The sequence below is a fragment of the Actinomadura harenae genome, from assembly GCF_003696215.1.
GTDB lineage: Bacteria > Actinomycetota > Actinomycetes > Streptosporangiales > Streptosporangiaceae > Spirillospora > Spirillospora harenae.
Genome location: NZ_RFFG01000105.1, coordinates 1 through 15,935, shown reverse-complemented (window position 1 = coordinate 15,935; position 15,935 = coordinate 1). Strand labels below are relative to the sequence as shown.

The 15,935-nt window shown below is 67.1% G+C and carries 19 protein-coding genes; 6 read left to right on the top strand and 13 right to left on the bottom strand.

Features of this window, described 5'->3' with window-relative positions:
- The 4 genes from EBO15_RS35670 to EBO15_RS35655 are packed head-to-tail and all read right to left on the bottom strand — an operon-like array spanning window position 1 to window position 2,751.
- Window positions 1-459 (bottom strand): NUDIX domain-containing protein, encoded by a 459-nt coding sequence (locus EBO15_RS35670; RefSeq protein ID WP_199745005.1) that lies wholly within the window; start codon window positions 457-459, stop codon window positions 1-3.
- Between the two features lie 38 nt (window positions 460-497).
- Window positions 498-1,367: an isocitrate lyase/phosphoenolpyruvate mutase family protein gene (locus EBO15_RS35665; protein ID WP_122198885.1), complete on the bottom strand. Its 870-nt coding sequence runs from the start codon at window positions 1,365-1,367 to the stop codon at window positions 498-500.
- On the bottom strand, window positions 1,367-2,044 hold the full coding sequence (locus tag EBO15_RS35660) for a nucleoside/nucleotide kinase family protein (RefSeq protein WP_199745003.1): 678 nt from the start codon (window positions 2,042-2,044) through the stop codon (window positions 1,367-1,369). Before EBO15_RS35660 ends, EBO15_RS35665 begins: the two co-directional genes overlap by 1 nt.
- Window positions 2,044-2,751, bottom strand: coding sequence for a hypothetical protein (locus EBO15_RS35655; RefSeq protein WP_122198884.1), 708 nt, complete (start codon window positions 2,749-2,751; stop codon window positions 2,044-2,046). The genes EBO15_RS35660 and EBO15_RS35655 overlap by 1 nt, the downstream gene beginning before the upstream one ends.
- A gap of 211 nt (window positions 2,752-2,962) precedes the next feature.
- Here EBO15_RS35655 and EBO15_RS35650 point away from each other — a divergent pair, with 211 nt between their 5' ends.
- The 3 genes from EBO15_RS35650 to EBO15_RS35640 are packed head-to-tail and all read left to right on the top strand — an operon-like array spanning window position 2,963 to window position 6,057.
- Window positions 2,963-4,504 (top strand): helix-turn-helix domain-containing protein, encoded by a 1,542-nt coding sequence (locus EBO15_RS35650; RefSeq protein ID WP_122198883.1) that lies wholly within the window; start codon window positions 2,963-2,965, stop codon window positions 4,502-4,504.
- Window positions 4,505-4,525: 21 nt separating this feature from the next.
- A complete protein-coding gene (locus EBO15_RS35645) occupies window positions 4,526-5,557 on the top strand; it encodes an asparaginase (RefSeq protein ID WP_122198882.1) in 1,032 nt (343 codons plus the stop codon).
- A gap of 32 nt (window positions 5,558-5,589) precedes the next feature.
- Window positions 5,590-6,057, top strand: coding sequence for a PPC domain-containing DNA-binding protein (locus EBO15_RS35640; protein ID WP_122198881.1), 468 nt, complete (start codon window positions 5,590-5,592; stop codon window positions 6,055-6,057).
- Here EBO15_RS35640 and EBO15_RS35635 read toward each other — a convergent pair.
- From EBO15_RS35635 to EBO15_RS35620, 4 genes are all read right to left on the bottom strand, one after another.
- Window positions 6,035-6,673: a nucleotidyltransferase domain-containing protein gene (locus EBO15_RS35635; RefSeq protein ID WP_233616660.1), complete on the bottom strand. Its 639-nt coding sequence runs from the start codon at window positions 6,671-6,673 to the stop codon at window positions 6,035-6,037. The genes EBO15_RS35640 and EBO15_RS35635 overlap by 23 nt on opposite strands.
- A gap of 238 nt (window positions 6,674-6,911) precedes the next feature.
- Complete coding sequence (locus EBO15_RS35630; protein ID WP_122198880.1) at window positions 6,912-7,751, bottom strand: alpha/beta fold hydrolase; 840 nt, start codon at window positions 7,749-7,751, stop codon at window positions 6,912-6,914.
- Between the two features lie 306 nt (window positions 7,752-8,057).
- Complete coding sequence (locus EBO15_RS35625) at window positions 8,058-8,237, bottom strand: DUF397 domain-containing protein (RefSeq protein WP_325051967.1); 180 nt, start codon at window positions 8,235-8,237, stop codon at window positions 8,058-8,060.
- Window positions 8,234-9,082, bottom strand: coding sequence for a helix-turn-helix domain-containing protein (locus EBO15_RS35620; protein ID WP_122198878.1), 849 nt, complete (start codon window positions 9,080-9,082; stop codon window positions 8,234-8,236). Before EBO15_RS35620 ends, EBO15_RS35625 begins: the two co-directional genes overlap by 4 nt.
- 93 nt (window positions 9,083-9,175) lie before the next feature.
- On the opposite strand from EBO15_RS35620, the gene EBO15_RS35615 reads away from it, so the two are divergent.
- From EBO15_RS35615 to EBO15_RS35605, 3 genes are all read left to right on the top strand, one after another.
- On the top strand, window positions 9,176-9,538 hold the full coding sequence (locus tag EBO15_RS35615; protein WP_122198877.1) for a hypothetical protein: 363 nt from the start codon (window positions 9,176-9,178) through the stop codon (window positions 9,536-9,538).
- A 473-nt stretch (window positions 9,539-10,011) separates the two neighbouring features.
- Window positions 10,012-10,446, top strand: coding sequence for a hypothetical protein (locus tag EBO15_RS35610; RefSeq protein WP_122198876.1), 435 nt, complete (start codon window positions 10,012-10,014; stop codon window positions 10,444-10,446).
- Between the two features lie 66 nt (window positions 10,447-10,512).
- Window positions 10,513-10,995, top strand: coding sequence for an ATP-binding protein (locus tag EBO15_RS35605; RefSeq protein WP_122198875.1), 483 nt, complete (start codon window positions 10,513-10,515; stop codon window positions 10,993-10,995).
- A 339-nt stretch (window positions 10,996-11,334) separates the two neighbouring features.
- On the opposite strand, the gene EBO15_RS35600 is transcribed toward EBO15_RS35605, so the two are convergent.
- The 5 genes from EBO15_RS35600 to EBO15_RS46470 all read right to left on the bottom strand — a co-directional run.
- A complete protein-coding gene (locus EBO15_RS35600) occupies window positions 11,335-11,571 on the bottom strand; it encodes a hypothetical protein (RefSeq protein ID WP_122198874.1) in 237 nt (78 codons plus the stop codon).
- Between the two features lie 19 nt (window positions 11,572-11,590).
- Window positions 11,591-12,046, bottom strand: a complete 456-nt coding sequence (locus EBO15_RS43870) for a hypothetical protein (RefSeq protein WP_147481806.1) — start codon at window positions 12,044-12,046, stop codon at window positions 11,591-11,593.
- A gap of 153 nt (window positions 12,047-12,199) precedes the next feature.
- A complete protein-coding gene (locus EBO15_RS35590) occupies window positions 12,200-12,703 on the bottom strand; it encodes a vWA domain-containing protein (RefSeq protein WP_199745002.1) in 504 nt (167 codons plus the stop codon).
- A 696-nt stretch (window positions 12,704-13,399) separates the two neighbouring features.
- Window positions 13,400-14,671 (bottom strand): peptidase C39 family protein, encoded by a 1,272-nt coding sequence (locus EBO15_RS35585; RefSeq protein WP_122198872.1) that lies wholly within the window; start codon window positions 14,669-14,671, stop codon window positions 13,400-13,402.
- Between the two features lie 827 nt (window positions 14,672-15,498).
- Window positions 15,499-15,935 (bottom strand): hypothetical protein (locus EBO15_RS46470; RefSeq protein WP_233616659.1); only part of this gene is annotated, 437 nt, incomplete at its 5' end.

The following is a 15,935-nucleotide window of genomic DNA, read 5'->3' as shown; positions in this document are numbered from 1 at the left end:
TCACCACCTGTCGATGAACGGATCGCTGAGTCGACCCTGGAGAGCGGCCGCCAGGGGCTCATTGATCCTGGGCAGCAGATAGACCTCGGTGAGCTTGGTGACGGGCATCCACTCGAATCCGACTTGGATCGGGTCAAGCGGGCTGGCGAACCGTGGAGTGGTGCCGTTCTGCGGCCTTGCGAGGAAGGTGAACTGGGCCTTCTGGACGGTTCCGAACTCTCTGTCCCAGAGAGCAGGCACATACTCGGTCACCAGAAGGAGCCGGTCGACGGCCACGTTCAGCCCCGTCTCCTGCAGGACCTTGCGGCGGACCGCGTCACGCAGGCCCTCGCCCTCCCGTGCCTTGCCGCCGGGCAGGTTGTAGTGGAACCCGGCGTGATCGTCATACGACAGGAGGAGGATCTGGTCGTTGTGGAGAACCGCGGACTTCACTGACACGCTGATGCGAGGAAGGGGCATCACCAGGCTCCTTCGGACGTGGGTCAGATGGGCGTGGGTCAGATACAGGACAGCGCGCCCGGCTCGCCGATCCGCAGCAGATCACCGACTGCCGCGAGTGGCGCCTCGGCGCTGGGACGGAACGTGCCTTCGCGGGTGAACTGGCGAGCTGCGGCGCGCATGCCGGCCAGGGCGGCCCGGCTGAACTGATTGGCATAGATGCACAGCCGATATCCGGCTTCGCCCAACTCTGTTGCGGTGAGCTGAGGGAAGGCGGTGGGAACGGTGACCAGCGGGATCGCATGCCTCCACTGGGCTGCCACCTCCAACGGCTGGCGGCCCGTCTGGTCCTTGGAGTGGATCAGGACGGCTTCCGCCCCTGCCTCAACAAAGCGCGCCGATCGCTCGACAGCCGATTTCAGGCTCGCGCCGGCGATCAGGGCTTCGGTTCGGGAGACGACGACCAGGCCGCCCCCGACGATCTGGCGGACACGTCGAATCTGCCGCACGACGAGTTCTTCGGCGGCCAGCCCCTGAGAGGAGTGCTCGGCGAAGCTGTTGCACTTCGGGTAGGCGCTGTCCTCCAGGCAGATGGCTGCTGCTCCGGCCCGGAACAGGTCGGCGGCGATCCGGGCGACGCCTTCCACGGTTCCTCCACCGTTGTCGACGTCCACGATCACCGGGTGCCCGGTCACTCGCCCGAGTGCGGTGACCACATCGGCCAGGTCACGAACGCCGAGCACGTTGGCGTCGGGGAGACCGAGAGAGGCGGACACCTCGAGGCCACTCACCCAGAGCGCGTCGAATCCCTCCTCCACCGCCAGACGGGCTGCCATGGCGTTGACAGCGCCAGCCGCGAGCAGCGGCTGTGCCGACGCTGTTGAGGCAAGTGACTCGCGAAGTCGAACCACTGCGCGGGGTGCCGACATCAGCTTTCCCCTTCGAGATCGGCGGATGAACCAGGGATCAGCCCGAGCCCTTCAAGCGATGTCCAGGCGGAGTGGAGAACCTCCGCCGGGGTGCCGGTGGCATCCAGGCGCACCACAGTTCCGAGCAGGGGGAACGATCCCGAGGAGCTGATGACCTCCGCGTGCGCGTCGCGGATCCCGGACTGCACATCGTGAACATCCCAGCCCTCCCGAACGGCGTCCCCGGTACGGCTCCTGGCCCTACGCATGGAGTCGTTGGGAGAGAGCTCCAAAAGCAGGGTGGCGTCCGGGCCATCCACCAGCCCCTCCGCCAAGGTCCCGTAAACGTCCTGGGGGCGAGCGTCGTGCTTGACAGCGAAGAACGCGAGATCGCTCAACAGCCACCGGTCTGCGATGACCGGCCGCGCACGGCGCTGCGGACGGACCAGTCGCTGCAACGTCTCGTTCTTGTCCGCGATGATGGCCGACAGATATGCGGCGCGGTTGTCCGCAGACGGCTGATACTTCCCCTCGACGATCTGCCCGGCGTGTTCGGCCGACAGGAAGTTCGTGGTCAGCAGACACAGCGGGGCGACGTCGAACAGTCCCTGCCACAACCGGAACAGCCCCTTGCGAAGGGTGGTCTTCCCGGTGCCGTCCAGGCCTTCGATGGCGATGAAGGGGTGACGATTCATCATCACTCGACCTGCCCTGCCCCGGTGCCGCCCGCGTACTTGGTGAACTGGCCGCGCCACACGGCGGCCGTGGTCACCAGGTCCACCAGGCGCAGCTCGTCCAGATCACTCAGCAGGGCGGGGATCCCTCTTTCCACCTCGAGGGACGCCGTGATGGCCTCGCAGTAGGAGTGCCGGGCCGGCTCGTCGTCCCGTGCTTGCAGAGCGGCGGCCAGCAGTCGGGTGGCCAGGCCGTAAGACACGGCCCTGACCGCGCCTTCCAGGACCGGGGCCTGGATCGGATAGGGATTCGGCTCCAAGGTCAGCGGCCGCACGCCGCGGTGCCTGATGAGGGCGAAGAACCCCACCCACCACGCGCTCGCCTCTACCGCCACGACCGCCGCTTCAGCCCACGGTGCCGCCGTGCCGTCGGGGATCAGCCGCATCCGAACCTGCGCGACCGCCCGCGCGAGACAGGTGGCACTCGTGTCGCCGTCCACGCCGTGTTGCTGCGGGAGCGACCACCAGAACGTGAGGCCGGCTCTCTCCAGCAGGGCCCGTGCTTCGGGGGAGGGGAGGACAGCGGGCGGCCGGGCAAGTCCCGCCACCGAGACGCCGCCGATGTCCGGCAGCTCTTCCACCTCTCGGACGACCCCATGCCACTCCTCCAGGTGCAGGTGAAGCCGCTGGATCAGCAGCCCGTCCGCAAGGAGCTGCCAGGCTGATCTCATCGACGGAGCCGCACGATCCCCGTCCGAGTCTGTTGCTCTCATCCCCGGTAGATCCCTCCTGCCGCGTGGCCGCACTGACGAGGTTCGCCGCCGTCCGGCTGGTGTGCCTTCTCCTCTCATGGTCACCAAGAGCGCCGGTCGCGCCGATGGGCGTTTATGCGAGTCCCGCAATTCGTCGACCTGACAGAACTCCGCTGGGAACGATGTCCGTGTGGACAGCAGCCAACAGCGGCGGTGCACGTCCTGCGGCAGCACGCTGAGCCGCTACAGCGCTGGTACCAGATGTGGGCCCTGCCAGCGCGGACTACACATCGCTCCTGAGTTCTGGGATGAAGCTCCGGTCCAGCAGGCAGTGGCCGCATGGGATCTCGGAGCCCTCTGCCGCCTCATCCGAAGCCACACCGGGCTCTCACAGGCGGCCTTCGCCCGCATCGTCAGTAGCGACCAGTCCGAGATCAGCCGTCTGGAACGCGGACAAAGGATCATCAAGGACCGTCGCAGGGTGCTTCAGTGGGCCCAGGTGCTCAACTTCCCCGAGCACCTGGCCGGTCAGCTTCCCAGCCGCCCCGAGAGGACCCCGTCGGGCATCGAGCCGACGTTCTCGGCGCCGCGCGTCGCTGCAGATGCCGAGCCGCGGCAACTGCATCTCCCCGCCGGCAAGAGCCTCACAGGCGGGGCCTTGCCGACGCTCACTCTCAGCGCCGACTCCTTCCACGGCAATGAGCTCCACATCAGGCGCGGCGCCGAGCTGGACGGCTGGATGAGGACACCGTCGCGCGCGCTGCTCGTCGTCACCCGAACGATCGACGGGGCGAGCCGGCAGTTCGCTGCCGACACCCGATACGTGACTCGGGCGAACGCAGCGCCGGGTGACCGTGACCACGTACTCCGCGTTCCCGCCGCGTACGAGCTCGACGACCTCACCTTCGGAATCGTGTGGGCGGTTGCCGGATTCGACGCCGCCCTGCTCGGCGATGATGCCGGTCTCCATGCCGTCCTGCCGCTCACCGGCGGCGTCGATCTCGACCCGCTGTTCAGCGCCGTCCGGGACGAAGACCTGACACCAGGGTCCCTGATGTTCGTCGGCTCGCAGACCAGCGCCCGCTACATCCTCGACCAATACGGCCCGCTTGGGGACGCGCCCGTCTTCTGGACCCGAGAGCAGACCGGTGAGGAAGCGGCCACCTGGCTCCTGTTCACTCACAAACTTGATTACCTTCGGCGAACGGCCCCGCCGGTCCCCGAGCCGAAGGCCACGATCGGCCGGGCCTTCTGCATTCCAGCGGAGGTGGTCGCCCGATCCCCCGGCTACGAGCGCGTCCTCCTCTTCCTGGCGATCGCCCTGATGGAGTCCCTGGGGATCACCACCTGGATCACCGAGATCCCCGACCTCGCGGATACCGACGGCTTCGTTCTGATACCTCGGCGGGGCGCCATCATCGCCAGCTGGGTACGGGCCGAAGGGGTGTCGAAACTCGGGCGCACCATGCGACCGGCCGAACTGCATGCCTTCGCCGACGCCATCGGACACACTGCGGCGCATTCGGTCACGGCAGCAGATCTCGCTCGCGACCGCCTCATCGCCACCGCTGACTACCTTCAGCTGGACTGGGGCTGGGCCACCCGGCGTTGTCGTCAGCTCGCCTCGGTGGGAACGGCTGCCCTGGCCCGTCCTCGTAGCCACCTGATGGGTCTGGAAGGTCTGGACACGGCATGCCGATTCGTCGCCTCCCAGCATCCCCTGAACCGATAGCTTGCCCGGAGTTCCGTCCGCATGCCGCGGTGCAGGGGCAGTACGGAGAGGAGAGCGGGGTTGGAGACAAGGACGATTGCGATCTTCTCCCTGGGCGGGACCATCGCGATGACCACCGATCCGGCTACCGGGGGAGTGGTGCCTGCTCTGTCGGCCCAGGAGCTCCTCGACGCCGTCCCCGCTCTGCGGGAACTGAACGTGAACCTTAAGGTCCATGACTTCAGGCGCCTTCCCGGCGCCTCGCTCGGCTTCGACGACCTCAGAGCACTCGCCGCCGCCATCGCCGATGCCTTCCGAGAGGGCTGCGACGGAGCCGTGGTCACCCAGGGCACCGACACCATCGAGGAGTCCGCCTACCTCCTCGACCTTCTCCATGCGGGTGATCAGCCGATCGTCGTCACCGGGGCCATGCGCAACCCCACGCAGCCCGGCGCGGACGGCCCGGCGAACATCCACGCCGCTGTCATCACCGCCGCCGCTCCAGAGCTGAACGGTGCCGGTGCCGTGGTCGTCCTCGGAGACGAGATCCACGCCGCCCGAGCCGTCCGCAAGTCCCACACCACCAGCCCGGCAGCGTTCACCTCACCGACCTCCGGTCCCCTCGGACTCGTCTACGAGGGACGGGTCCACCTCCACGGCCCACTCGCTGCACGCGTTGTTGTCTCCCGGCAGCTCACCCAGCCGATACCCCGCGTCGGCCTGTACACCGGAACGCTCGGCGACGACGGCACCCTGCTCGCCAGGATGGCCGAGGAATGCGACGGGATCGTCATGGCCGCGTTTGGAGTGGGCCACGTACCGCAGAGCTTCGTGGAGATTCTCGAGAGGACCGCGTCCCGCATCCCAGTCGTGCTCGCCAGCCGCATTGGCAACGGCCCCGTGTTGCAGGCGACCTACAGCTTCCCCGGCTCCGAGAAGGACCTACTCGGCCGTGGGCTGATCCGAGGCGGCCACCTCGACGCCTACAAATCCCGCCTTCTGCTGTACGTCCTGCTTGCCCAAGGACGCAAGACCGCCGAGATCGCCGACATCTTCCTAGCCGCGGGCCAGTGAACCCGACCCCATCAGCCCAGTGAGGACCACTCATGCGCGCCAGCGAACTGAACCTCGGCCGCACCTTCGGCGTTACATTCGAGCATGGCGAGGATTTTTTCGATGCCCTTGCCACGTTCTGTCAGGAGAACAACGTCAGCCAGGGCTATATCCCCATGTTCATCGGCGCGTTCTCCGAAGCCGAAGTCGTCGGCACCTGCAACGGCTTGAAGCATCCCGAACAGCCGCTCTGGGACCGCACCCGCGTTGAGTTCGTCGAAGCCCTCGGCGGAGGGACACTCGCTCACAACCCGACCACCGGCCAGGTCCTCCCGCACATCCACCTCGCCGCCGGCCTCAAGGGTGACAACGCCGAAGGACGCACCAGCCACCTACTCGGCGCCCGTGTACAGTTCCTCAGCGAACTGCTGATCGTGGAGGTCACCGGGCCCACCATGACCCGGCCTCCCAACCCCGAGCTCTACGACGTGCCGCTCCTCACCTTCGGCCCAACGTGCTGAGCCTCGTCAACCAGGCGTGGCCAGGCATCGTCATCTCCAGAGCATCGACGAGCCAGCCTCGCTGGTCGGCATCGAGTAGAAGTAGTGTCCGCTCGAAGTCGAGCTCATCCTTCGCGCGCACATCCTTCGCCTTGTAGAAGAGCTGCACCTCGGGGCTCAGGTAGGGGATGCCCGTCGAAGTCGCTCGGCCGAGTTGCGCAAGGGGACGCCGCACACGAGCGTCCCGGCGTGAGACCCACTCGCCGCCGTCGGCTTCGTCGAACATGAGCTGGACCGACCACGGCTGGTCCGGTGACGGGCGGCACCAAACGTCGTGCACACGATTGGGGAGATCCTCGCCCACAGGCCACACACGAAGGCTCCCCGCACCGGGTGGATCGGCGCTGAAGAGATCCCAGGCTTCGAAGTGGCGACGGACCAGGGCCTGGTCACGGCGAAGGACAAGCACATCGAGATCGCTGTGTTCGCGATATGGCACATCGACAGCCAACTCGATGGCATAACCGCCAGCGATCCACCAAGGGAACTCTGCCTCAGCGAGTAGAGCGGCTGCCTTTTCCGGCGAGAGCGGATCCCATGGCCCCCGCACTGAAACAGTCCCGTTCGTGCTGGTCACAGCCCACATCATGGCACGCCCTTCGGAGGCTTGCGCCAGTTTGACCATCTATACGGGAATTAGCGGACTGAAAATGGTTTAACTGTCGGGACATGCGAAGTTTGCGGTTGGCAGGACGCAGGCCGTCGGCTCGGTGGCCCGCGTCATGGATCCGGCATGGGTGTAGCTCCAAGCACACGAACCTGTACTTGGGCCAGGGGGACCGGGGACTGGGACGCCAGTCTGATCGCTGGTGTGATCACTGGCGGAGCCAGCCGAGGGCCGCTGGCGCGGAATTGAGGACGGAGATGTGTCCGTCGCCCGCAGACAGCCACAGTCGTGCTGTGCGGCAGTGGCGTGCGAGCCACTGCCCGTGGGAGCTGGGGACGATCCTGTCCTGTCCGCCGTGCAGGACGAGTAGAGGTGCGGTGATGTCGGCGGGGTCGCATCCCCATGGGGCGACATAGGCGAGCTCATCGTCGATGAGCCCGTCGAGACCGTTTTCGACTGCGGGGCCGACGACGTCGTCGAACCACGACCATTCACCCGCGAGCGCGGCGTGATCGGCCTGAGTGAACATGTCCGGGACGAACCGGGCGCTTGCCTCGTGGCTCTCCTTCGCCGCGCGACCTGCGGCGGCGGCATGCAGGGACTCCGCACCGCCAGCCGTCATGCCGGTGAACCAGTCCAGCCGCTCGGCGTCGCGTGGGGCGAGCGCGGCGATGCTGATCATGCCGAGGACGCGGTCGCCCAGCAGCGCACCGCAGGCCAGGGCGTGGCAGCCGCCGCCGGAGTGCCCCACGACCGCGAACCGGTCGATGCCCAGTGAGTCGGCGATGGCCGAGACATGGGTGGCTGCTGATCCCACGTCCCGGCCCGGGGTTGGGCTGGAGCTGCCGTAGCCGGGCCGGTCGTGGGACACCCAGCGGATGGCCCGCTTGGCTCCAACAGGGAACAGGGGCCGGGGAGGAGTTCCGATGTTCGGCGTGCCGTGGTGCCAGAAGACCGTCAGGTGACCGGCGTCAGCGACCGTCCCGGTGTCATAGACGTGGAGGGTGTGATCGCCGTCCACCTTCAGATCGAACTCGGTGACCTCCATTGGCGCACCGTACCGACTCCGACCGACATGCCGACCTGCGCCCAGGGCCTCCGGTGGTGTGGCTCCAGCGGCCCTCGAGGGGTGACCACCGGGCGGGGTTCGCTTTCGTGAACAGGCTGCGACCCGAGAGGCCAACTCCGGCCCGGCGACGAGTACGCGCTCATGACTCGATCTCCTGCTCACTGAGGGCGAGCTGCACCCGACCCCCATTTGGCGGCCGGCCGAGGGCGGGGAGATCGATGGTGCAGGTCGTGACCTGATGAGGCCCCCGCACAAAAGCAGCGGGGGCCTCGCCTGTAGGGGTTCCTAGTCTCGCTTAATGCGGCTGACGAGTTTCCCGAGTTCGGCTCGCGACACCTCAAGGTGGCCCTGAGCCAGGTTCTTGCTGTCTCGTACGCCGACGACGGTGTTCAAGGCGGCCAGCTCCACACACTGGCCGCCCTCCTGGGCGCTGTAGCTGCTGGTGCGCCACTTCGGTTCGTTCACGATGCCTCAAACCCCTCCGCAACATCTCGGATCAGCTTCTCCGACGCTGCCGGGGAGAGCGTCACCTGGCTGAGCATGTCCCACAGCCGCCTGATCTCGGCCACACGTGAGCTTAGTTCGATGACTTCGCCGCCGCCTCCCGCGCCCTCGGTGTAGGCAACGTCCTGAGCCCCTTCGGATGAGATCAGGGTAAAGCCGCTCGCAGGGTACACAGGCGCTCCAGCAGGCACCACAAGAACACTGATGTGAGGCTCCGCTGCCCAGTCCAACAACTTCAACAACTGTGCCCGAGTGATCTCAGGGCTTCCCACGACGCGTCGCACTGCGTCTTCGTCCAAAAGGACGACCAGCCAGGCGGGATCCTCTCCTGAGATGACGGCCTGGCGGTCGAGCCGCCCGTCGACCTTGCGCTCAAGGTCAGACTTGCGCTGCCCAGCGCGCAGAACCTCGGTGGCGTACTCCGGAGTCTGCAAGAGCCCCGGAATGTGTCGCTGCTCGTAGATCCGCAACGCCGAGGCGTCGGCTTCGCGGCTGATGTAGCTCCGAAAGAACTCCGGGACGGCCGCCTGTGCCTGTTCGCGGCCGGCGTGGGGCTGGAGCTCTGTGAACGCCTCGGTTCCGTACCGATGGTTCAGTGCCTCCGCCAACTTCATGACGGGGGCCAACTCGCCGGTCTCGATCTTGCTGATCAGCTCCGGGACGTATCCCAGCACCGCAGCGAGCTGCGCTTGGGTCAAGCCCTCCGCATCGCGGTACTTTCGGAGCTTTGCGCCCAAAAGGGAGCGGATGTTCTTGTCCGGATCGAGCTTCTTCCTGTTCACCAAGTTGAGCCCCGAAGCCTTCAAGTTGGAAAAGTTGCTCTCCCTTTCGAGGGTAGCGACGCCCCCCGAGACTGTGTGTCAAACGACGTAGACAGCTGTTCCGATGCAGGTGATCGAATGACGTTCCGTTCCAATCCCACAGAACCCCGCAAGCAAGGCACCTCCGCGGAAGGGCTTCACGGGTCGCCGAATCCGCGCCTGGTCGTCCTGCACAGCGCGGCCGTGGCTCATCGGCTGCCGGTTGAGATCTCGACCGCGGACAACGGCCGGAACTACTACCTCCGACTCGACCGGGGAAGGCACGCTCCTGCCCGCGTCTTCCACGGGCATCGGATCAGCGATGCCGGACGGGACTGGTTCTACGGCGACGGCGGCGAATGGATCGCCGAATCCGATGACCTCACGTCAGTGCTGGTGTGGCTCAAAGGCAAGCACGCCGGGGCTGGTGCCACGACCAGTGGCTTCCACGGCGAGACGTGATGGCGCGGCGACGCCTTCGGAGGACGAGCCCGGCACGGCACCGTGCCATGCCCGTCGTGTCGACGGCTCGACACCCCTGGACCAGTCGCCCAGGACGTGGTCATCGTGATCCGTGATCTGCCGTGACAACGTCGGTGGCATCGGCCATCGCGGGATGCATCGGCCTCGTTGTGTCGCTGGTGTGGGTGTGGACCGATCCACGCGTCCATGCCGGACGCCATCGGCGCAGACGGCGACAGTCTTCCTGGCCGTCAACCCCAAGACCGGGGCATCGGGCAGCACCCCGGCAGGTGACCTCCCGGCGGTTCCCCCGACCGAGCCCGGTTGCAGGAGCCCACGCCAGGGGTTAGCAGGACTCAGCGTGGCGGCGAGGTCCTGCCCCGATGCCCCGCCATACGCCTCCGGGCGGGACGACTGCCGCGACACGTCCCGCCCGGAGGAATCCAATCCGACTCAGATGAGGAGAGCCCGGCATGGCCGACTCTGACCCCACCCAGCCCGTCCAGGTTCATCCGGCCCGCACCGTGACCACCCCAGACGGCGAGACGGTCGAGGTGGACGAGTTGATGGCGCCGCTCGTCCAGGCGCTGTGGGCTGCGGGCTACGCCACGATCATGTGTTGCCAGGACGCGGGCCAGGCCGTCCGCGCCGGAGGCACCAACACCCCGGTGGAGCACCGGCCCTTGTACGGCGACTACTACGAGGGCCTCGCGTGGGTGAAGCTGCCGATCAACGACATGATCCGGCTGCGCGCCCTTACCCGGGCACTGGCGGAGAACCGGCGGTGGATGGCCTCGGTGCCGATCCTCCCGGACGGAATGGCGCCCTGGGCGAGCCTGCATTTTCCAGCCGATCAGATCGGCGACGTCACCGGGATGTTGCGGAGTGCGCACCGTGACGCACCGTGAACTGGCGAGTTCATCCGAGATGGCCCAACCGCGGCCACGGACGGCGAAGACTGGAGGAAAGAGGTCATGGAAAAGCTCAAGTGGAGGTACAGCAACGCAGTCGAATGGCTGCACGGCCCTGGCGAGATGCGGTGGCGGCGTACCTTCTCCGGCAAGGCGTCGCAGGTTTCGGACGCGCGTCACTTCGCCCGTGCGATGTTCGCCGGAGAGATCTGCGAGGACGTGGTGGAGTTCGTCGTGTCGGAGCTGGCCGCCAACACTCTGCGGCACACCTGCTCGGCCGACGATGGTGGCTGGTTCGGCGTCGAACTCGCCTACGGTGACCCGGTCTATGTCGGGATCACCGACAACGGGGGCCGGGGCATCCCCACCGTCCAGCAGCCCGACGACAACCTGGAGAGTGGGCGCGGCCTGTACGCGGTGTCGCAGCTCGCGATCGCGCTGGGCATCCACGGCAGTCCCGTCCTCGGCCACACCGTCTGGGTCGACCTCGATCGCCACCAGTCCATGGAGACCCCCGCAGTGCTCGGCATCTCCTTGGCGTCCTAGAGAGGGACCAGCCTGGGGTTATCAGGCTGGTCCCCCGGGATCAAGGTAGAGGAACGCCGGAGGCCAACCCCGCCTATTCCGCCGATTCGGGCGTAATGGGCGGGGTTTCTCTGTTGGTGCCATCGCCGCCATTTCCGACTGTCTGTTCAGACTTGACTCTTGCTCAGGGAAGGCAGGCGAGGCTGGAGGCCAGCGGCCCTCAGCAAGACTTCGGAGTTCCGCCGGGCGAAGGGACACGCACTCGTACGTCCTTCCGCGCCCTCCGGTGTTCCAGGCGCGGCTGGAACACCGGAGGGACGTTCCGTGCCGGACGCAGGGGATCACGTCCGTGGGATGACATCACGGGGGAGGCGGCATCTGGAACTCGCTTCGTCGGGGCATTTTGAAGGCGAGGACCAGGGCGATGGGCCAGCCCAGGACGGTTGCGCAGCAGAAAATGTTGATCAGAAGGACGAAAGAGATCGCTTCGGCGCCTCTGATCACCGCGATCCAGGTGGGGAGGAGCGGGAGCATCACGACGCCGACGATGATGAGGAAGGCGAGTGAGAGGCCCGCGTTTCCGGTGGGGAACTGCATGGTTGGGTCTCCGTCCTGATCAGAGGTTGCGTCGGCGGTTGCGGTCCGGGATCGGGCCCGGCTTTCGGCGGGACGGGGCATGCTCGGTCGGTCGGGTCGTGGACACGGCGAGGGCTTCGTCGATGGTGAAGGGGAAGCCTGTGTCCGCGAGCTCGCCCTCAGGGGTGGCGATGCCGCTGCCGGTTCGGCGGGATGGCTGGAGCGGGACGGCCTTGGTGATGGCGTCCTCAGGAAGGTTGGTCGCGACCTCGAGCATGGTGCGCAGTTCGATGGGATCCGGGTCATGCCCCTTCTCCCGGGCTTGGGCACGGAGGCCGACCGCGATCTGTTGGGCGCGTGCGTCCTGTTGAGCGGTGTTCAGATCGGCACGGGTGGGGCCGTGAGGATTGGCGGCCCAGGTGGCTCCTGTCCCTTGGGCGAGGGCCGGGCGTGTGGGCACGGGCTTGACAGTGCGGGTGTCGACCAGCCGTCGCATTCGGTGTCGGGGAAGTCGAAGTCGTACTGGCCTGGCGGGCAGGCCTCGAAGTCGGGGCCGGGATCGTCCAGTTCGATCCGCCGCCAGGGGACGGGGGCTCGCGGGGGCCGGTAACGAACGAGGCCGGGGTGGGGCCGCTGCCGCGCGCGAACTTCACTCGGCGCCCGCCCGGCCGATGTCGATGCCGGGCTTGGCGACGACGGTGAACTCGTGACGCGTCGCGACCTTGACCATGGTGCGAGCCTGGGCATCACTGGTCCCGCAGGCGATGATGTTCGGGACGGTCGGCGTCACCGCCCTGTTGGTCAACCTGGCAAGGGGCAGGCGCCAGGCCCCGCCGTCGGTGGGCTGCCCGTCGCTGTGCAGGAACACCACCGGACGGTGAACCTTGTACCCCTCGCCGCGCAGCCATCGGACGCCGGCCGGGATCCGGGCGAGCAGATCGTCGAACACCGCCCTGTAGCCGGTCAGGCCCCGGATCGTGAGCTGCGGCAGGCTGGTCTCCCTGTGCATGTCGGAGACCGCCAGACGCACCTGCACATCGTCGGAGAACTCCAGCACGGCCAGGCGCAGCTTGGCCGCGACCATCGGCTCGGCCCTCAGGCTCTCGCACAACGACACCAGGACGTTCGACAACTTCTGCCGGGCATGGGCCATTCGATCCTGATTCGTCCGCCAGTACATAGGCCGGCGGCGGTATGCCCTTGGTCTCCGTCATGGAGTTCCCCTTCCGGTATCGCGTTCGGTGTGAGTGTCGGAAATATTGAATTCGTGATGACGCGGGGAAAATGTCCTACCGCTCGAAGTGTTTCGACTATTCATATATAGGCTAGCGACGCGGGTGGAGTTTGGTATGGAATCTCTTTCGAGGGAAGTGAATTCGATGAGCCGGAGATCAAGAGCAAGGTGAAGTGATTGCGGCGGTCATCATGCCTGCCGGAACGCCGCCCACAGAAAGGGACCTGGGCAGCGCGGCCAGTGCGGTGCCCGACCCGGTCAGGACAGCGGCGCTGGAGAGCAGGGCGGCGGTGACCGTCCGTCGGTCAGGAGGCCTGCCGGCCGATCGGGGTGTCGGCGTGTGGGCGGGTGTCCTGGGGGAGGGGAGACCGTGACCGGCCGGGACGGCCCCGGCGGCATGCTGCCGGGCAGGGTGGTCATCTGCTCGGCGGGATTGCACAGGAAGTGAGGCCGTCGAATGTGCCCAGGACCACGTCGGTGGTTGACGTCCTGTCCGCCGAAGGCGGCGGTCTCGGAGTGTTGGAGGGCATCCGGGACGCATGTGCAGAGATCCCGGGCGTCGCGGGTGGCCTTGAGGGGCGCTCTGGCTGAGCGGCATCCGCAGGCGGCGTTGACTCAGATGATGCCGGTGGTGGCGAGTGCGTGGCGCTGGGCGGCGTTGAGGCGCGTCGGAAAGTAGACGTAGCAGATGCCGCCGCTGCCGTTGACGACCTTGCCTTCGGCGTTCCTGCGTTTGGTTCGCAGCCAGATGTTCTCGAACTGGCGCCGCTTGTAGATCCGCCGGACGGCCGCGTCCGATCGTGAGGCGGGGTCGTTGGCGATCACGTCGCCGTCGGCGGTGAACCCGATGACGGTCATCAGATGGCCCGCCGTTCCGTACCCGGCGCCATCCAGCTCGGTCTTGAGGAAGGACTGTGAGGTGATGATCGGGATGCCCGCGCGGATCAGGCGTTCGGCGTCGGTCAGCGAGCCCAGGCGGGTGACCACGCTCTGCAGGTCACGGTAGGTGGCCGCGTAGGCGGCGTTGAAGGGCCAGTTGCCACAGCCCTTGTACTGGTGGTCGTAGGTGGAGCGTGCCGCTTGGCAGATCTGCGGATCGCTGTAGGACGGGTCGACCCGCGCGAGGTCGGCAGGGGGTGGTCTGTGCCCCCAGTACTCGATGACCATCTCGGAGGAGGTGGGACTGCACCATGCCTCTCCGCCGTTGTCGTACTCGGGGTACTGGCCTTTGTGGATCTCCTGGGAGTAACGCGGCACACCGAGCTCGCGGTTCCGGGCGGGGCCAGGGGGTGAGGCGGGGACCTCGAACCGGTCCGGGACGTCCGATCCCATGACGCCCAACCGCCACACCGTCGGCGTGACGTCCTCGCCCGGTTTGCGGTAGAGGGTCAGCCTGAGCTGGTAGGCGACGAGCCGAAGGCCGCCGGCCGGTTCGTCGATGGCGAGAGTGTCGGTCGAGATGGAGCTGCGGCCGTCGGTCTGGCCGCCCACCGACGCCCGCTTGATGTCCTGGTCGCCCGCGGCCCAGCGCCCCATGACGTAGAAGGGCGTGACACCGCCGTCGTTGTAGGTGCCACGCAGTTCCACGGTGATCCACGTTCCGGTAGGCGTGTGCGCGTTCCAGGAGGCGACCGCCTCCGTGGACGGCACGGTCGACTCGCGTACGGGCGAGGTCCAGGTGGCGTACTCCCAGCTTGTGGTTTTGCCGGTGTACGGGTTGTGGTAGTCGACAATCCCGGCCGGGGCACCGATGATCACGCCGGGCCGGGCGCCGTCCACGACGCGCGCGCCGCGGAAGTCACCGGATGCCCAGTCGGCGCGGCCGACCCACGCGCGAAAGTCGACCAGAGCAGGCGTGTACCCGTGGGGGGACGTGCTCTCTGGCATGGCGGTGCCCTCCTGTTCAGAAGACGCGGTCGGAACGGGTGCTGCCCGTGCCCATTGTGCCCGGCGGCCGCATGTTCCCTTCGGCTCTCCAAGGCGCCTCCACACCTTGCGCCGTTCAAGGCCTCACCCGGTATCTGAGCTCGAGCGCGGCGGCGAAGATCGCGAGCTGCGCGGAGGCCTGCGGCGGACGGTCCGAGAAGACCGGAGACGTGGTGGCGATGGCCAGGAGGTTTCGTGGTCGCCCCGGCTCGGGAAATCTCCGTGTCAGCAGTCCTTCACGGAGATCCGATAGAGCCTCCACCTATCCCGGAGCGCTTCAGTGCCGGTGTCGTTCTTCCCGGCGTTGTGGCTGCGGGTCGGCGCCGGAATCGCGGTCACCGGACTCGGCCTCGCGTTGTACACCCTCTGGCGCGGACGACACCATGCCTGAACAACACCTCGGCTGCGACCATCGCCTGCCATGGGATCGCGTGCGCAGCGACCGCGTGACGGCGGTGTCTATCGCGGCGCTACCCGGGCCCGGACGGGGCGTGTCGACGGCGCGATGTGGCGGCCTACCCGAGCGAGGCAGCGTGCCGCATCCGGACCGGTCAGTTGATCCGGTGCCGCACGTGCCGGTGAAACGCCCACGGCCATGCCATCGGGCCGGCCGGCCAGTGGACTCCTACAGACAGAGCGATTGGACGGCGGGGCCGAAGGCGGCAGCGAAGCCGGTCCCTCAGTGCCAGCGCGCACCTGTCCAGCCCTGCCCGCCCGCTGGTCATGGGGCAAGTCCTACAAGACATGAGCGGGGAGTGCTGGTTCTCGGTCACCGCTGGCGTGGTCCTTCACCACATCTTGATTCCTTCGCCAGGAGGAAGCCCGCGGGTCTTTCCCTTCCACAGAGTGAAGAACCGCATCCCGGCATGGTTCGCCTCCTCGCCGGGCCGGACCTCGTAGAGGCAGCACACCTTGGCGACATGGTAGGGAGGTGCTCCGATCTGGGGGACCGGCCCGCCTGTCCACGACATCACCAACTCCCCGTCCCGCCCCTTGGACCGCAACAGCGCGGCAAGCGGGCTGGAGAACTGGGTGTAGGTCTGGTCCAGCCACGCCTGAAGCTCAGCACGGGCCTCACGAGCCGTGTCGTGGACCAGCCAGTCGTCGTGGGCCGCCCCGGCGAAGTTGGAGGCTAGATCGCTTGGTTCTCGATCGCCAGGCCGGTGCCGGCGGCTGATCGGTGGAACGTCTCCTCGTACTCGGCCGGAGGAACGTTCCCACAATA

What these genes read in the sequence shown, in the direction of transcription:
- EBO15_RS35670 (WP_199745005.1), bottom strand. Translation starts at nt 459, where the DNA reads ATGCCCCTTCCTCGCATCAGCGTGTCAGTGAAGTCCGCGGTTCTCCAC.
- EBO15_RS35665 (WP_122198885.1), bottom strand. Translation starts at nt 1,367, where the DNA reads ATGTCGGCACCCCGCGCAGTGGTTCGACTTCGCGAGTCACTTGCCTCA.
- EBO15_RS35660 (WP_199745003.1), bottom strand. Translation starts at nt 2,044, where the DNA reads ATGATGAATCGTCACCCCTTCATCGCCATCGAAGGCCTGGACGGCACC.
- EBO15_RS35655 (WP_122198884.1), bottom strand. Translation starts at nt 2,751, where the DNA reads ATGAGATCAGCCTGGCAGCTCCTTGCGGACGGGCTGCTGATCCAGCGG.
- EBO15_RS35645 (WP_122198882.1), top strand. Translation starts at nt 4,526, where the DNA reads ATGCCGCGGTGCAGGGGCAGTACGGAGAGGAGAGCGGGGTTGGAGACA.
- EBO15_RS35640 (WP_122198881.1), top strand. Translation starts at nt 5,590, where the DNA reads ATGCGCGCCAGCGAACTGAACCTCGGCCGCACCTTCGGCGTTACATTC.
- EBO15_RS35630 (WP_122198880.1), bottom strand. Translation starts at nt 7,751, where the DNA reads ATGGAGGTCACCGAGTTCGATCTGAAGGTGGACGGCGATCACACCCTC.
- EBO15_RS35615 (WP_122198877.1), top strand. Translation starts at nt 9,176, where the DNA reads ATGACGTTCCGTTCCAATCCCACAGAACCCCGCAAGCAAGGCACCTCC.
- EBO15_RS35610 (WP_122198876.1), top strand. Translation starts at nt 10,012, where the DNA reads ATGGCCGACTCTGACCCCACCCAGCCCGTCCAGGTTCATCCGGCCCGC.
- EBO15_RS35605 (WP_122198875.1), top strand. Translation starts at nt 10,513, where the DNA reads ATGGAAAAGCTCAAGTGGAGGTACAGCAACGCAGTCGAATGGCTGCAC.
- EBO15_RS35600 (WP_122198874.1), bottom strand. Translation starts at nt 11,571, where the DNA reads ATGCAGTTCCCCACCGGAAACGCGGGCCTCTCACTCGCCTTCCTCATC.
- EBO15_RS43870 (WP_147481806.1), bottom strand. Translation starts at nt 12,046, where the DNA reads ATGCGACGGCTGGTCGACACCCGCACTGTCAAGCCCGTGCCCACACGC.
- EBO15_RS35590 (WP_199745002.1), bottom strand. Translation starts at nt 12,703, where the DNA reads ATGGCCCATGCCCGGCAGAAGTTGTCGAACGTCCTGGTGTCGTTGTGC.
- EBO15_RS35585 (WP_122198872.1), bottom strand. Translation starts at nt 14,671, where the DNA reads ATGCCAGAGAGCACGTCCCCCCACGGGTACACGCCTGCTCTGGTCGAC.